This is a genomic window from Neobacillus paridis, from assembly GCF_016765675.1.
Classification (GTDB): Bacteria; Bacillota; Bacilli; order Bacillales; family Cytobacillaceae; genus Neobacillus; species Neobacillus paridis.
This window is the reverse complement of the sequence record NZ_JAESWB010000168.1, coordinates 632184-647136: the sequence shown is the minus strand read 5'-3', so window position 1 is coordinate 647136 and position 14953 is coordinate 632184. Positions and strand designations below refer to the sequence as shown.

Below are 14953 nucleotides of genomic sequence, written 5' to 3'. Positions count from 1 at the left end.
CTAATCCACCTTTGGCAATTTAATCCGAAACAGAGTTCCTTTTCCTAATTTCGACTCAATTTCAACCATTTCCTTTTCTCTAAAGAAAATTTCCAAGCGCTTAATCACATTTTTTACCCCAATCCCGCTGGAATAGCTCCCTGAAGAATGGACTGATTTTTCGTTATTCTCAGGTCTACTTTCGGAAAGATGCAATAACCTTTGCCGGGTATCTTCGTCCATTCCCGCACCATTATCGATCACGTCTATATACACTTGATTCTCCTTTTTATAGATTGAAATCGCTAATCGGGCTCCCTCCTCATGGTTTTCAATTCCATGAATAAACGCATTTTCAATAATGGGCTGGAGTGTCATCCTTGGGATGGGCTGCTTGAGACAGCTCTCATCAATATTCATTTCAAACACAATCCGATCGCTGAACCTGGTTCTTTGAATCGTGAAATATTCTTTGACAAAAGAGATTTCATCCTCTAACGTAGTCGGTTGCTCTAAATGGACAAAGTTATAACGTAATAGAACAGACACTGACTCAATGAGCTTTGTAGTTTCATGGGCATTCTCCAGATAGGCCATTTTTGCAATCGTATTCAAGGTGTTAAATAGAAAATGCGGGTTAATTTGGTTCTGCAGACTTTTTAATTCTAACTCTTTTAAAAGCTTATCCAACTCCGACTTATCCTTGATTTCCTTCACAAGACGGCGGATATTTTTACGCATTTCGTTGAATGTTTCCGTTAACAGCTTCAATTCATCATTTGTGCTGACCTTGATATCAGCTCCTGAAAATTGGCCTGCGGAAATTTCTTGAGCGGCCAGAGAAAGCCGTTGAATCGGTTTGGTGATTCCCCCGGATATGATGATGGCTAGAAGCGTACATAAAATCAGTAAGGAAACAACCAGAAAAATGGTCATGAATTTGAAATTGGTATTTTGATGTAATAATTGATCATAAAAGTTTTGATAGGATGTCAGTTCGCTATTGATAAGTGATAAAGTGGTTTCTACGATGAAATTGGAAATCTTAACAGCCTGATTATAATGGCTTGGATATTGCTCCATTTCCCCATCGGAAAACGTGCTAATGGTTAAATCACATTCCGTTATAAAGCTCTCAATCATATTTTGATAATTTTGCAGTAATAGATGGTTTTTGGGATTTTCAACTTCCTTCTCAAGCCGACCGTTATTTTTTAACAGTTCAGCCCGTAATTTTGTATACTTTTGCATAAACAGCTTATCTTTCTCCACGATAAAGGCATTCACCGCTTCAGTTGTTTGATTCGTTTGCTGAGAGATTTCATTGAGTAACAGGAAGCGTTGAAAACTTTGATTATATTCATTCATAATATTCTTACTGCTATCGTAAAGATAGAAAACAACACCAGTGGACAACATCACAATGACAGCAAAAAAGAGCAATAACTTGATTCGTATTGGCATCATTTGACGGTATCCTCTTTCATGTCTGCTGTGATATCTTCTTTGTGGATCACGGCGGTATTGGTATAATTGGTCGTTGGCACTTTTTTACCCTCGATGATCTTAATCATCAGCTCGACAGAACGATGCCCCATTTCATAAGGCTCCTGAGTCACCGTGGCATCGATAATCCCTTTTTTCATGGCCGCTAGCGTTTCATCCAGTGTATCAAAGCCGATAATATACATTCCCTCGACGCGATTTAACAGAGTAACAGAGTTCGCAATACCGATCCCGTCCAAAGCACTGGTTCCAAAAATAGCGTTGACTTGGGGATATTTTTCAAGAATCTGGTACGTTTTTTCGGCAGCCCGAATTTGGGAAATTTTTGATTCCTCGATGGCGATAATCCGGACTCTTTCCTCCCCTTTTACGGCAGCTTTAAAGCCATTCACTCTCATTTTTTGGTTAATGGAGTGAAAGCTTCCGGTAATAATTGCCACATTCACGATCCCAGAAGTATCCTTTAATAAAGCCTGACCTGCTATAAAACCTGCGTAATAATTATTCGTTCCGACATAAGAATTCCTGTTGCTATTTTCAGCATCTGTATCAATTGTAATGATTGGCGTTCCATTTTTAACCAATTTATTAATAAGAGGGGTAAATTGCTTTTCCGTCAGCCCTTGCGAGATAATCCCATCTACTTTCGCAGCAGCGGCCATTTCCAAAGTTTTTAAGTGCTCATCAATATTTCCCTGCTTTGGTCCTACATATTCAAGCTCGATCCCGAATTGGTTGGCAGCATCACGGGCACCCTTTTCTATCAATCTCCAATAATTATTATCAACTTCCTCCGGCACTAACACGAAATGATATTTGTAGCTGGGAACTTTTTCTTTGGCAGCCGAAACGCGAAAATCATTCATTTTTTCCGCAAAGTAAATAGCGAAGGAAAAGGTGGCAAAAAACAATAGGAAACCGATTAGATAAAATAGCTTTAAAAGATAGTTCATTTCCAGCTGGCACCTCAATTAGTATGTCATAATTTAAAATATTTCGCTAAATTAGTTCGACTATTCATAAATGTGCTATACCAATAGTAGCATAAAACTTGCAAATCGAGAGCAGCCTCAGATAAAAAATACCGACCATTTCAATGACATTTATGTGACAGAATTATATGCTGATCGTTAAAAAAACAGACCCCGTTGTCATGAACGAGGTCTGCCTGCGACACGTGGCCTGTCTACTTATTCGGCTATTTTTTTCATTTCTAGGATGACGACATGGGTTGTTTCGCTTGCTTTTATCTGGATATCTTCTTCGACAATTTCCAGGGCATCCCTTGTACCTAATTCAACTCCATTTACGGCTGATCTTCCCTCCACTTGCACCATGTAAGCCTGCCTGCCTGCTGCAACTAGAAAACTGATCTCCTTGTCTTTTTCAAGTTCCAGGGCATAAACATTCATGTCCTGGTTGATTTTTATTGGGGCATCTCCTGCTTTGCTTGAGACCATATGAAGCCATTGATTATGGCGGTCATTCCATTCAAATCGGTAATCCCCATAACTTGGTGTATAGCCTGTTTTATCAGGAATAATCCATATTTGTAAAAATCTAAGTGGTTGATCTGCCAAGTTTTGTTCGGAGTGGTAAACCCCAGTCCCGGCGCTCATATATTGAACATGGCCACGGGTGATCGTGCTCTTATTTCCCATGCTGTCACCATGGGTGAGTTCCCCACCCACTACATAAGAGATAATCTCCATATTTTGGTGCGGATGAAGATCAAATCCCGTCCCGGGTGCAACCAGATCATCATTAATTACCCGTAGCATCCCGAAATTGATATTATTCGGATTGTAGTACTCAGCGAATGAAAAGTGAAAAATGCTTCTTAACCAGCCTAAATTACTCCTACCCATGTTTTCGTGGTTTATTTTTCTGAGCATAATATGTTTAGTCTCCTTTTTATAAATATCTCAAATGTTACTATCTTGATTTCGAGATAATAGTAATACATTTTTCTATGTTTGTCAAAAATGTGACACATCTATTGATACATATTTATTGAAAGGTTATTTCTATTTTCGTAAGTCATTAAAAAACTGTCCAATGCATAAGGCATGGACAGTTTTCTTTATGTTTCCTAGATTTCCACCTTATTAAAGATATCCGTTAACACCGGTACAATTTGTTTCTTACGGGAGACAACGCCTTTTAATGTGGCTGTGTTGTCAGTTAAGGTTACATGATAAGCTCTTTCAACTGCAGCAGCTTTATTGCCCAGTGCCAGGGCAACTGAATCATTTGTTAAGATATCGGTGATGACAAATAAGAACATATCCAAGTTCTTTTCAGCAATAGTTTTTTTAATGGCTGCTTCCAGTTCAGTCTTGCGGGCAAGTACATCAGCCGGATCAACGGTGTTCACTTGTGCAATGACGACCTTGCTGGAGCCCATTTCAAAACCTTTTGCGTCAAGGGATAATAATTCCCCAACGGTTTTACTGCTGACATCTGCTCCTGCCTTCAGCATTTCCAAGCCGTAAACATTTGCATCTACTCCGGCAATCTCCGCTAACTCATGGGCAGCGATCACATCTTCATGTGTGCAAGTCGGTGATTTAAATAGTAATGAGTCCGAGATAATCGCCGACAGCATTAAGCCGGCAATTTCCTTCGGGATGGTCTTGCCATTTTCTTTATACATTTTGTTTAAAATCGTAGCGGTACAGCCAACTGGTTCACAGCGGTAATAAAGCGGACCACTTGTTTCAAAATTAGCAATCCGGTGATGGTCGATGACCTCAAGGATGCGTACATCGGCAATATCGTTGGCACTTTGCTGGCGCTCGTTATGATCAACTAAAATAACCGTCTCCACTTCGTTGGCAACTGTCTCAACCAAACGCGGTGCTTCTACGTTGAATGTTTTAAGGGCATATTGTGTTTCGCTGTTAATCGCGCCAAGGCGAACCGGTTCAACATTTAGTCCCAATTGTTTTTTTAAGTCTGCATAAGCAAGTGCAGAGCAAATGGAATCTGTGTCTGGATTCTTATGTCCGAAAATAAGTACTTTTTCCATGCTACTACTCCCAATCGTTTAAAGTATAAAGATCAATAAAGAAATTGACCCTAATCGAAATTATATATGATAATACACCAGGATTCAAAAAAAATTGCAAAAAATTTCATTTACTGGCAGTTTCATTGCTTAGTTTGAGTGATAATCAAAGTCAAATTTAACCGAGTATTCACAGAGGTTGTTCGATAACTTCTTTTTTCTAATAATTTTTCCAAAAAGAAGTAGCTCACTGTTCTCCAATGTCATTTGGATTTGATACATGTCAATAAAATTTACCCCAAACTCAAAATCACTGACATATTTAAGGCCGCCAGCACTCATATCGACAATCCAAATGTTTTTTTTTGTTTTACCATTGTATGGGATTGTCGGCTCAATGAAACCATGAATCGGATTTCTAAAAACAAATCGTTTAAATTCCCGGTTTTCAATGCTAAATCGCATAGGGATACCACCTCACTTGTTGCTGGCTAAACAAACGATTGAAAAGAATAGCCCATCGTTTCAAATTTTCTGCGCAGACGGACAATCGCCTTGGAATGGATTTGTGAAATCCGCCCCTTCGTCAAGTTTAGCACATCGGCGATTTCCACTTGGGTTAGACCTTCGTAATATAATAAAGTTAGAACCAACCGTTCATTCTCCGGCATTTCATCAATACATTCGGCCATTATTTTCCGGAATTCAGCCATTTGGATTTGCTGTTCCTGAGGATTAGGCTGATCATCATGCAGAAAATCCAACCGGCTCTGCTGCTTTCCTTCCTCTTCATGGTCATTCATCGGTTCATCAAGCGAGAGCAGTGTGGAAAAGGATAAGGCCGACATCGTTACATCGACATCCTCAACGGAAAGATTCAAATAGTCTGCCAGTTCCTCTTCGGTTGGTGTTCTTAACAAGGTTTGTTCCAATTCCCGAATAGCTTTGTTCACAGCTTTTGTTTTTTCCCTTAAGCTGCGCGGAATCCAATCCATTTTACGGATGCCATCCAACATTGCCCCCTTAATCCGCCATAAACCATAGGTTTCAAATTGGTATCCTTTCGTGTAATCAAAATTTCTGATTGCTTCAATTAATCCAATAAAGCCTAACCCGAGTAGATCCTCCTTCGGGATAATACGTTGCGGAATCGTAAGACTCAGTTTATTGGCCATTCGTTCAACTAAATGGGAATATTGCTTTACCAGTTTTTCCTGGACAGTTGAATCTTGGTTTTCCTGGAATTTTCTCCATAAAAGGTTATTGGAATTGATGTCATTTATAGCCGATTTCAACGTTTATCCCTCCTTGCTTAAAGGTTCAAAGTGAAGTGAAAGGAAATTTATTTAGACTCATTTGACCCCTTCTTGGTATGTAAAGCCTCCAAAGAAATAGCTTGAAAGTGGGCATTCTCTTTGGAAACCTCTGGGGCCTTGGATTTTCCCTTTCCATTCACAGCTTCTTGCCACTGTGAATGGGACTGTTTGGCAGCGTTCGCTTTGGCACTATATGGCTGGTTCATTGTTTGTGGCGGAAGTTTATCACCGCTTTTCCTAGAGGTCATTTGCTGGAAAATCATCCGCAGCAAATAACCGAAGATAAAGAACAGAACAAAGCCGATGACCGCCCGAAATAAGGACGTCTGCCATGTATTATTAACAAATGACAAAACAAAACTCAAAATAAATGCGGTCAGCCCCAAAATCGCGTTAATTCTCCAACTTCCGCTCATTTTTTCGCCCACCCTTTAAAACTATTTTCTTAGAGACAACATTTTTTCAAAAAATCCGCGGACACCTTTTATCGGGACAGGTGAATTGACTTCCATGTCAGGTAAAAAGGTATACATAATTTGTTTCATGTTTTTCGAAGCTTCGCAGTTAGGGTATGAAAGATAAAAAGGTGATTGTGACCGGACGGCCTTCTGAACATGAGCATCTTCCATCAAAAATCCTAACGTATTCAAGCCCATTTTTAGAAAAACGGAACAGGCATTTTTTAATGCTCTTGAGGTATCAATTGCTTCACGATAGGATCGCGCCCGATTTACCACCAAGCGAAATTTCGGGGCTTGGCTGGTGTATTGGAGGACGGTTTTCATGACCGAATAGGAATCTGCAATGGAAGTCGGTTCCGGTGTCGTCACCAAAATGGTTTCATCAGAAGCGATAATAAAATCAACGAGAATCTTGGAAATTCCTGCACCGGTATCAAGTAAAATAAAATCGGCATAGGAATTTAGCTCTTGAATTTGGTTCATGAAAAACACCTGATTCTCATGATCTAACAGTAACAGGTCTTGAAGTTCCAATCCTCCGGTAATATAATCAATTCCCCCGGTACCTTTTTCAATACAATCAAATAAATATTTACGTTTGTGGAGCACGTCGGCCAGGCTGTTTCCTGACGAGGAGGCCCCCATTAGAATATCAATATTGGCAGTGGATAAATCCAAATCAAGGATAACAACCTTTTTCCCGATTGATTTTAATGCCAGGGCAAAGTTTAACGTGAAATTCGACTTACCTACCCCGCCCTTTCCGCTTGCAATCGTAATCATCCGTGAATTGTGTTTCTTTTCTTGCTGCACTTGATGGCGGTGCATATATTCTCTTAGACTTTCAGCCTGATCCATATTAACGTTCATCTCCTACCAACGAGTTCGCAAGCATTGCTGGATCGATTGTGGTAATATCTTCCGGCACACTTTGTCCATTTGTAAGATACGTAATTTCATATGGATAGTGGTAGGCAATATTCAGGATTGAACCATAACTGGAGGTCTCATCAAGTTTTGTTAAAATCAATTTATTAACGGGACTTTCCAAAAACTCATTCAATAAATATTGTAAGTCCTCATACTTTGTGGTCAGGCTCAAGGCCAAATAATTATCACTTATTAATGGATGATGTAAAAATTCATTGATGGACTCGCGATTTTTTTCATCCTTAAAATTTCGTCCGGTCGTATCCATATAAATAAGGTCGAAATGCTTTAATTTCATCAGTACCTGATCCAATTCTTCGCGTGACCGGGCCACTTCTATCGGTACATTCAAAATACCAGCATATGTTTTCAGCTGTTCGACCGCGGCGATACGGTAGACGTCTGTCGTAATCATGGCAACCTGGCGCTTTTGTTTGAGGATTTGTTCCGTCGCTAATTTGGCAATTGTCGTTGTTTTGCCAACACCGGTTGGACCAATAATGTTAATCAGCCGGACATCTTCTGGAAGGACGTTGGACTTTGGGGTTCGTCTTTCAATCATTCCCTGAACAATGGAAATCATTTCTTGTTCAATAGCCTCATCCGTTGCTGCATTCAGAGAGCCAAACTTTTCGATCATGGCATTAACCGTTTGGATCACAATAGCTTCCAGAACCGATTCAGTCACACCTTGTTGTTTCAGCCGGTTTATCCATTTGGCAAAGCGGGCCGTCGGACCATTACCCTGCTTTTCCCCCGTCATAAAGACCATCATCATATTCTTGAGACTCTTTAATTCATCAAGAAGATGGTCAGGTTCTGCTGGTTTCGCTTTGGGAGGAGCGACAGTTTTTTCTTTCTCGCTGTCTGCATTCTGGGAATAATATTGGTACAACATTTGCGGCTTCTTATGAAAGCCAGAGCCTGTTGCTTCACTGCTTTGGCTTTGATTTGCTGCCGGTAACCCGTTATTATCGGATTCATTGATCCCCTTTGAATTTACACCCTCGAGATTGGTATGGTGAATACTTCTTTTGACAAGCACATCGTTTATTATTTTGCGCTTTTGCTCATCTGAAAAATTCGTCTCTTCTATCGGCTTAACTGCTGTTTTCGAGGTACTCTCGATAAGCGGTTTTTCATTTTCCATGTCCATCGAAACATTTCGTGCCGCCTGTGGAGGGTCTTGGTCCATGGAATAAGCAGTTACCTCGAATTTTTGTTTGGCAAAAAAGCCAAATAGGCCGCCGGATTTTATCGCCCGGGTATTGACAATAATGGCATTATCGCCCAATTGTTGGCGGACCATTTTTAAAGCAAGAGGGATGGAATCTGCGACGATTTTTTTTGTTTTCATATGTTCACCACTCCAATACTTTGAATCTCAATGTCAGGCTCCAGTTCCGTATAGGATAGAACAGGTACTGTCGGCATTATTTTATCAACAAATTGCTTTAAATACATTCGAATCGATGGTGAGGTAAGAAAAATCGGCTGACCGCCGGATTTCATCACCCGTTCAATTTGAACCTGCAGTTCTTCAGTAATCCTGCGCGATAATTGCGGATCCACCGATAGGTAGTAAGCCCCCGTTTCGGTTTGCTGGATACTATCGGAAATTCCCTTTTCTAATGAGGCACCGGCTGTTAAAACATGAATGACGCCTTGATCGGCGTATTGCTCGGTTATCTGCCGGGTTAATGACTGCCGAACATATTCGGTTAACACCTTTGAATCCTTGGTGTAAACTGCGTAATCGGCCAATGTTTCAAAAATTGCCGCCAAGTCGCGAATCGAGATTTGTTCACGCAGCAGACTTTGCAGCACTTTCTGAATATCGCCGACCGACAATAGAGCTGGGACAAGTTCATTGACAAGATTCGGATGTGTTTCTTTCAGATTATCAATTAATTCCTGAGTTTCTTCACGATGCAGCAGCTCGTGAGCGTACTGCTTCAGCACCTCTGTTAAATGGGTGGCAATCACCGACGGCGGATCGACAATCATATAGCCCATCAATTCGGCTCGCTGTTTTTCTTCTGCGGTAACCCACACTGCCGGAAGTCCAAACGCCGGCTCAACGACGCGAATGCCTTCTATTGTCTCAGCATCCTCTCCTTGGATCATCGCGAGAAAGTGATCAAGATACACTTCCCCAGAAGCAATCTTACTCCCTCGGAATTTTAACACATATTGATTGGCCGGTAATTGCAAATTATCACGGATCCGGATCGTTGGAATGATCAATCCTAACTCAATTGCAAACTGCCGCCGAATCATCACAATCCGGTCTAGAATATCGCCGCCTTGCTTTTGATCTGCCAAGGGGATTAGCCCATAGCCAATTTCGAGTTCCAAAGGATCCAGCTGGAGCAAATTGACAACCTTCTCAGGACTGCGGATATCTTCTTCCATTTCCGCCTTTTCCAATTCCTCGCTCATCAGCTCATCCTGTTTCGCAGTCCTCTGAATCGATAACCCGCCCAAGATCAGCAGCAAACCAACGGGTATTGTCAAAAGCAGGCCAATCGGTGTCAGCAGGCCCAAGAGCATAATCGTCCCTGCAACGATATAGAGCAGTTTTGGATAACTAAACACCTGTTTAATAATATCTGATCCTAAATTTCCTTCCGAGGCAGCGCGGGTAACGGTTATACCGGTTGCCGTGGAAATCAACAAGGCTGGAACCTGACTGACGAGTCCATCACCGACAGACAACAGTGTGAAGGTACTGGCAGATTCCGCGAACCCCATCCCGTGGATGACCATTCCAATGATAAAACCGCCGATGACGTTGATTAACAGAATGACAATCCCGGCGATCGCATCCCCTTTGACAAATTTACTGGCACCATCCATCGCCCCGTAAAAATCGGCCTCCTGCTCAATCTTACGGCGGCGCATTCTCGCCTCTTGCTCACTGATTAACCCGGCATTCATATCGGCATCGATACTCATTTGTTTACCAGGCATGGCATCGAGGGTGAACCGAGCCGCTACTTCAGCAACCCTTTCCGAGCCCTTGGTAATGACGATAAACTGGATGACGACAAGAATTAGGAAGACAACGAAACCAACAACCGGGCTTCCCCCGATAACAAAGGAACCAAAGGTCTCGATGACCCGGCCCCCATCTGCCTTGGACAGGATGGAACGGGTTGTCGAAACATTCAATGCCAGCCGAAATAACGTCGTCAATAGCAAGGCGGTTGGAAAAATAGAAAACTCCAAGGCCTCTTTTGTATTCATCGCGACTAGTAAAATCATTAATGAAATCGAAATATTACAGATTAACAAAAAATCCAGCAAAATGGTCGGCAGCGGGATGATCATCATGGCGACAATCAAAATTACTACCACTAATACTGATAAATCTTTTGTCTTCATGTCATCATCCCCTTATAACGGCCATCTTGATAGTATACATAAGCCAAAATTTCACCAACTGCGTTGAACAGCTCCTCGGGGATCGTCTCGCCGATCTCCACCGCGGCAAACAACGCCCGTGCCAAAGGGCGGTTTTCGACAATCGTGACCTTATGTTCCTTGGCAACCTCTTTAATCTTTAAGGCAATATAGTCCCGGCCTTTGGCGATTACTTGCGGTGCATCCATCGTCTTGATATCGTAGCGGATGGCGACCGCAAAGTGGGTCGGGTTGGTAATGACAACATCAGCCTTTGGCACTTCGCGAATCATTTGATTCATTGCCATTTGCCGCTGAATCGCCCGCCTTTTCCCTTTGATCACCGGATCCCCTTCCATCTTTTTAAACTCATCTTTAATTTCTTGCTTGGACATCCGGATTTTCTTCTCAAAACTATATTTTTGATAGATAAAGTCGCCTACCGCCAGAACAAGTAAAGCAGCCGATGCGGCCAAGCCGATTTGCAGAATCAACGAAGCTATAAAACTGGAAACATCCCAAATATTTTTTTCTCCAAGAACGAGAAAGTCGTTCTTTTTTTGCCAAATCACCACAAAAACAACGACACCGACAATCGTAATCTTCAAAATTGATTTTATCAATTCGACCAGTGATCTTAGCGAGAACAATCGTTTCAAGCCTTGCAGCGGGTCCAGCTTTTTAAAGTCCACTTTGATCAGTGAAAAATTAAACATGAACCCTACCTGCATCAAGTTGGTGGCAATTCCGACAATCAGCACAACGAGCAGGATAGGAGCAATTATTTTTACGGCATCCAGCAGTAATTGGTTGAATAATAGCTTAGTGCTGGAAATGGAAAGATCCCAGAGCAGATATTCACGATAAGTATGCCGGTAGATATCTAAGCAGCCTTCGATGAAACTTTTTCCCCAAACCATTAAACAGGCGAAGGAAAATAACAGTGTAAAGGCCGAAGAGATTTCGATGCTTTTGGCAATCTGCCCTTTCTTGCGAACCTCGCGGCGTTTCGTGGGCGTTGCCTTTTCTGTTTTTTCACCTGAAAAAAGCTGTAAATCCAAATGAAGCAGCATGCCTACGCCCCCATTATTTTCAAGATCGAAGACATTGAGTCAAACATATTTTCAAACAGGATATTCACCAGATAAAAGAAACCAGGTAAAAGAAAAATATAAAGTAAAAAGTGCAATAAAATTTTTACCGGCGGAGCCACGGTGAAAATGTTCATCTGTGGAACCGTCTTAGCGAGAATTCCAAAAGCTACATCCGCCAAAAACATCGCCCCTAAGATCGGAGCGGCCATCATGAAGCCAATCATAAACATTTGTTTGACACAATCGAGAATAAACAACGACAAACGCCCATCCGACCAGGCAGGAATGGTACTTTTTATCGCTATCCAATCAAAGCTCGATAAAATTCCTTGAATCAGCAGGTGATGTCCATTCGTCGATAATAAGAATAAAATCGCTAAAATATATTTTAAACGGCCGGTAAGCTGAGTAGTTGTCCCGAAGCTGGGGTCAAACAGACTGGCCATTGAAAAACCAATTTGCATATCTAAAATATTTCCGGCTACATGCACAGCGGAAATCCAAATGGTTGCGGTAAACCCCAAAACAATACCGACAAAAAATTCCTTCAGAATTAACAGCATCAGCACCGACAGCGGCAATGAAGCGAGCGGTTCCTTAAGCAATCCGACACAAAGAATTCCGAGTATCGCACTGAGACCAATTTTATAAGCATTGGGGATCTGCCGTCCCGAAAATAACGGGGCCGTCACCATAAATGAAGCAATGCGAACAAAGATTAGCAGCAGACTCCACCAATAGGAAGCATCCATTATTTTCACCTACCCTATAAATTGAGAAAGATTTCCCAACAAATGCTCGGTGAAATCAACGACATACCGCAACATCCACGCCCCACAGACAAGAATCGTCAAAAAAACAGCAATAATTTTTGGGATAAAGGCCAGCGTCTGCTCCTGAATCTGGGTAGCTGCTTGAAAAATACTGACTAATAGGCCGACTGCCAAGGCAACACCTGCAACGGGCGCAATCACGATGAGAATCGTGTAAATTGCCTCCTGGGCAATCCGCAAGATTAATTCAGTGGACATCACAAATCACTTCCTTTAAAAACTCTTGAGCAGGGATTCAACAATCAAATACCATCCATCTACAAGAACGAATAATAAGATCTTAAATGGCAGTGAGATCATAACTGGCGGCAGCATCATCATCCCCATTGACATCAAGACACTGGAAACGATCATATCAATTACCAGGAATGGTACAAAAATCATAAATCCCATTTGGAAAGCTGATTTTAATTCACTGATTGCATACGCTGGCACAAGTGCTCTTAAGGGAATATCTTCCACTGTTTTTGGTTTCTTGATCTTGGCATAATCCAAGAACAGAGCCAGGTCCTTTTCTCGTGTGCTCTTGGTCATAAATTCTTTTAATGGGTCACTGGCGGCTTTAAAGGCCTGCTCCTGGCTGATTTTTCCGGCCATAAACGGCTGGAACGCATGATTATTAATCTGCGAAAATGTCGGTCCCATAATAAAAAACGTCATAAAAAGAGCCAGGCCAATCAATACTTGGTTTGGCGGTATCTGCTGTGTTCCAAGGGCGTTGCGGACAAAGCTGAGCACGACCACAATTCGGGTAAAACAAGTCATTAACACCAGCATGGCCGGTGCAATCGACAATACCGTGATTAAGAGAATAATTCGCACCGTATTGGAGACTTTATCGGGATCATTCGAACCTAAATCAAGTCCCGGTAGAATCGTACTTGCTGGTCCCGCTGCATGGGCGGCAGTGATAAAGCCAATGGTTAACAGAGGAACGAGAAAAGCTAACTTACGCCACATTTTCTTACTCCCCTCCACGGTGTTTCTTGATATTTTGCAGCTGCTTTTGAAAAACGTTATTCCAAATTTTCTTAGTATCTTCAGGCAGCCACTTCGACGGAACCTCTTCCACTACATCTTCGAGGTTTTCCAGCAAATGCTGATACTCCTCTCCCTGGGAGATGGTTCGCAGCAGGGTAACCGTTTCTCCAACCCCAACCACATAGATGGTCTGTCCAATTAGCAAAATTTGTAAGGATCGATTATTGCCCAATGGATAGTCCCCTAAAGGGATAATCGGGCCGTTTGCCGGCAATTGACGGTTGCGTTTGGCTAAGTAACGTAATAAAACAAACAGTAAAAAGATAACAAACACGAACGATATGAAAAATTTGATAAATAAGGAGAAAATAGAAGATCCACTATCTTTGACAGTACTAGATGAAGGCTTAGATGACTGATCCCCCTTCTGGATAGTGTCATAGACGGAAGGTTCGCCTGCGGCGCTGTACTCCGCTGCGAGTATGTAAGGTTGATAGGATACGAAATTAACAACAAAAGCTAATAATAACATGATGCGTTTCATGATTTTCTCCTTCCTTGGAGTCCATTCTATTTCTCTAAATTCACGGAAATTTGTGCTGCCAGTCCAGCGTCTTTTTTAGATATTTCCGTTAGAACTTGTGAACGACTGTTCGTGTTCATTTTTTTCATCAGTGCCATGGCCGTTTGCGCGTTTGATTTCATCATCGATTGAATCAGCATGGCAGCTTGGGCAGGAGGCATCGCTGCAATGGTATCGGCCAATGATGCAGCCGGATCATCCTGGCTTTGGAGCACGTCTTGCAGCTGCTGCTTTAATAAGTTTGGATCGGCTGTATTTAAATTGCCAATCTCTTTCAGCAGCATCGTGATTTGGGCTGCCCGTTTCGTGTCTTTCATACCCGCAAGAATGCTGCTTTGCTGGTCAGAGTCAAGGGACGAAATTGTGATCGCGCCATCCTCCACAGACATCGCTTCAATGATAGAAGCAGCCTTTGAAGGGGACATATTTTCATAGATAGCCGCGATCTTTTTTTGCTGGGCGGCAATGTTTTGTTTAGCTTGATCTTTCAGTTGAAATTCTAATTGTTTGTTCGTCTTTTTCATATTGTCAAGCTGCTGCAGCATTGAATCTACTTCGTTATTTAAACTGTCGATTTCCTTGGTTGCCTTTTTCAAATCAGCATGACTGAGGTTATATTTTTCTTTCCATAATTTCGTTTGACGATCATCGTTCGCCACTGAAGAAGTAGAAGCAGTGTCAGGTATTAGATAGTTTAAAACCGGAACCTGATTTCCCCATTTTTGTGCTGTTTCCCAGACAGGAAATCCTAGCCAGTTAAATAAAAATAATCCTAAAATAAACATAATAAGTATTGGAAATAGTCCAAAGAAAATAAATGACTTTAGTTTTCTATGCTTCTTTTCTTCCATCAGC

General features: G+C 41.8%; 16 protein-coding genes. All 16 read right to left on the bottom strand.

Features of this window, described 5'->3' with window-relative positions; translation table 11 throughout:
- Entirely contained in the window at positions 1-1446 is a 1446-nt protein-coding gene (locus tag JK635_RS12145; protein ID WP_202654192.1) for a sensor histidine kinase, read from the bottom strand.
- Positions 1443-2438: a sugar-binding protein gene (locus tag JK635_RS12140; protein ID WP_202654191.1), complete on the bottom strand. Its 996-nt coding sequence runs from the start codon at positions 2436-2438 to the stop codon at positions 1443-1445. The genes JK635_RS12145 and JK635_RS12140 overlap by 4 nt, the downstream gene beginning before the upstream one ends.
- Before the next feature lie 237 nt (positions 2439-2675).
- Positions 2676-3380 (bottom strand): pirin family protein, encoded by a 705-nt coding sequence (locus tag JK635_RS12135; protein ID WP_202654190.1) that lies wholly within the window; start codon positions 3378-3380, stop codon positions 2676-2678.
- Between the two features lie 197 nt (positions 3381-3577).
- Positions 3578-4516, bottom strand: a complete 939-nt coding sequence (locus JK635_RS12130) for a manganese-dependent inorganic pyrophosphatase (RefSeq protein ID WP_202654189.1) — start codon at positions 4514-4516, stop codon at positions 3578-3580.
- Between the two features lie 129 nt (positions 4517-4645).
- Complete coding sequence (locus tag JK635_RS12125) at positions 4646-4960, bottom strand: hypothetical protein (RefSeq protein WP_202654188.1); 315 nt, start codon at positions 4958-4960, stop codon at positions 4646-4648.
- 26 nt (positions 4961-4986) lie between these two features.
- Positions 4987-5790, bottom strand: coding sequence for a sigma-70 family RNA polymerase sigma factor (locus tag JK635_RS12120; protein WP_202654187.1), 804 nt, complete (start codon positions 5788-5790; stop codon positions 4987-4989).
- A 47-nt stretch (positions 5791-5837) separates the two neighbouring features.
- A complete protein-coding gene (locus JK635_RS12115; RefSeq protein WP_202654186.1) occupies positions 5838-6227 on the bottom strand; it encodes a hypothetical protein in 390 nt (129 codons plus the stop codon).
- Positions 6228-6248: 21 nt separating this feature from the next.
- Positions 6249-7130, bottom strand: coding sequence for a MinD/ParA family protein (locus JK635_RS12110; protein WP_202654185.1), 882 nt, complete (start codon positions 7128-7130; stop codon positions 6249-6251).
- 1 nt (position 7131) lies between these two features.
- Positions 7132-8559 carry a flagellar biosynthesis GTPase FlhF gene (flhF, locus tag JK635_RS12105; RefSeq protein WP_202654184.1) on the bottom strand — a complete coding sequence of 476 codons (1428 nt, stop codon included), beginning with the start codon at positions 8557-8559 and terminating at the stop codon, positions 7132-7134.
- On the bottom strand, positions 8556-10589 hold the full coding sequence (gene flhA, locus JK635_RS12100; protein ID WP_202654183.1) for a flagellar biosynthesis protein FlhA: 2034 nt from the start codon (positions 10587-10589) through the stop codon (positions 8556-8558). The genes flhF and flhA overlap by 4 nt, the downstream gene beginning before the upstream one ends.
- A complete protein-coding gene (flhB, locus tag JK635_RS12095; RefSeq protein WP_202654182.1) occupies positions 10586-11680 on the bottom strand; it encodes a flagellar biosynthesis protein FlhB in 1095 nt (364 codons plus the stop codon). The genes flhA and flhB overlap by 4 nt, the downstream gene beginning before the upstream one ends.
- Positions 11681-11682: 2 nt before the next feature.
- Complete coding sequence (fliR, locus tag JK635_RS12090; protein ID WP_202654181.1) at positions 11683-12453, bottom strand: flagellar biosynthetic protein FliR; 771 nt, start codon at positions 12451-12453, stop codon at positions 11683-11685.
- Between the two features lie 9 nt (positions 12454-12462).
- Positions 12463-12732: a flagellar biosynthesis protein FliQ gene (gene fliQ / locus JK635_RS12085; protein WP_202654180.1), complete on the bottom strand. Its 270-nt coding sequence runs from the start codon at positions 12730-12732 to the stop codon at positions 12463-12465.
- Positions 12733-12747: 15 nt separating this feature from the next.
- Positions 12748-13494: a flagellar type III secretion system pore protein FliP gene (gene fliP / locus JK635_RS12080; protein ID WP_202654179.1), complete on the bottom strand. Its 747-nt coding sequence runs from the start codon at positions 13492-13494 to the stop codon at positions 12748-12750.
- A gap of 4 nt (positions 13495-13498) precedes the next feature.
- On the bottom strand, positions 13499-14059 hold the full coding sequence (locus JK635_RS12075) for a flagellar biosynthetic protein FliO (protein ID WP_202654178.1): 561 nt from the start codon (positions 14057-14059) through the stop codon (positions 13499-13501).
- A gap of 26 nt (positions 14060-14085) precedes the next feature.
- Positions 14086-14949, bottom strand: coding sequence for a MotE family protein (locus JK635_RS12070; RefSeq protein WP_202654177.1), 864 nt, complete (start codon positions 14947-14949; stop codon positions 14086-14088).
- Between the last annotated feature and the right edge of the window lie 4 nt (positions 14950-14953).

Excerpts from the sequence above, each read along its gene's own strand:
- JK635_RS12145 (WP_202654192.1), bottom strand. The coding sequence starts at position 1,446 with ATGATGCCAATACGAATCAAGTTATTGCTCTTTTTTGCTGTCATTGTG.
- JK635_RS12140 (WP_202654191.1), bottom strand. The coding sequence starts at position 2,438 with ATGAACTATCTTTTAAAGCTATTTTATCTAATCGGTTTCCTATTGTTT.
- JK635_RS12135 (WP_202654190.1), bottom strand. The coding sequence starts at position 3,380 with ATGCTCAGAAAAATAAACCACGAAAACATGGGTAGGAGTAATTTAGGC.
- JK635_RS12130 (WP_202654189.1), bottom strand. The coding sequence starts at position 4,516 with ATGGAAAAAGTACTTATTTTCGGACATAAGAATCCAGACACAGATTCC.
- JK635_RS12125 (WP_202654188.1), bottom strand. The coding sequence starts at position 4,960 with ATGCGATTTAGCATTGAAAACCGGGAATTTAAACGATTTGTTTTTAGA.
- JK635_RS12115 (WP_202654186.1), bottom strand. The coding sequence starts at position 6,227 with ATGAGCGGAAGTTGGAGAATTAACGCGATTTTGGGGCTGACCGCATTT.
- JK635_RS12110 (WP_202654185.1), bottom strand. The coding sequence starts at position 7,130 with ATGGATCAGGCTGAAAGTCTAAGAGAATATATGCACCGCCATCAAGTG.
- flhF (WP_202654184.1), bottom strand. The coding sequence starts at position 8,559 with ATGAAAACAAAAAAAATCGTCGCAGATTCCATCCCTCTTGCTTTAAAA.
- flhA (WP_202654183.1), bottom strand. The coding sequence starts at position 10,589 with ATGAAGACAAAAGATTTATCAGTATTAGTGGTAGTAATTTTGATTGTC.
- flhB (WP_202654182.1), bottom strand. The coding sequence starts at position 11,680 with ATGCTGCTTCATTTGGATTTACAGCTTTTTTCAGGTGAAAAAACAGAA.
- fliR (WP_202654181.1), bottom strand. The coding sequence starts at position 12,453 with ATGGATGCTTCCTATTGGTGGAGTCTGCTGCTAATCTTTGTTCGCATT.
- fliQ (WP_202654180.1), bottom strand. The coding sequence starts at position 12,732 with ATGTCCACTGAATTAATCTTGCGGATTGCCCAGGAGGCAATTTACACG.
- fliP (WP_202654179.1), bottom strand. The coding sequence starts at position 13,494 with ATGTGGCGTAAGTTAGCTTTTCTCGTTCCTCTGTTAACCATTGGCTTT.
- JK635_RS12075 (WP_202654178.1), bottom strand. The coding sequence starts at position 14,059 with ATGAAACGCATCATGTTATTATTAGCTTTTGTTGTTAATTTCGTATCC.
- JK635_RS12070 (WP_202654177.1), bottom strand. The coding sequence starts at position 14,949 with ATGGAAGAAAAGAAGCATAGAAAACTAAAGTCATTTATTTTCTTTGGA.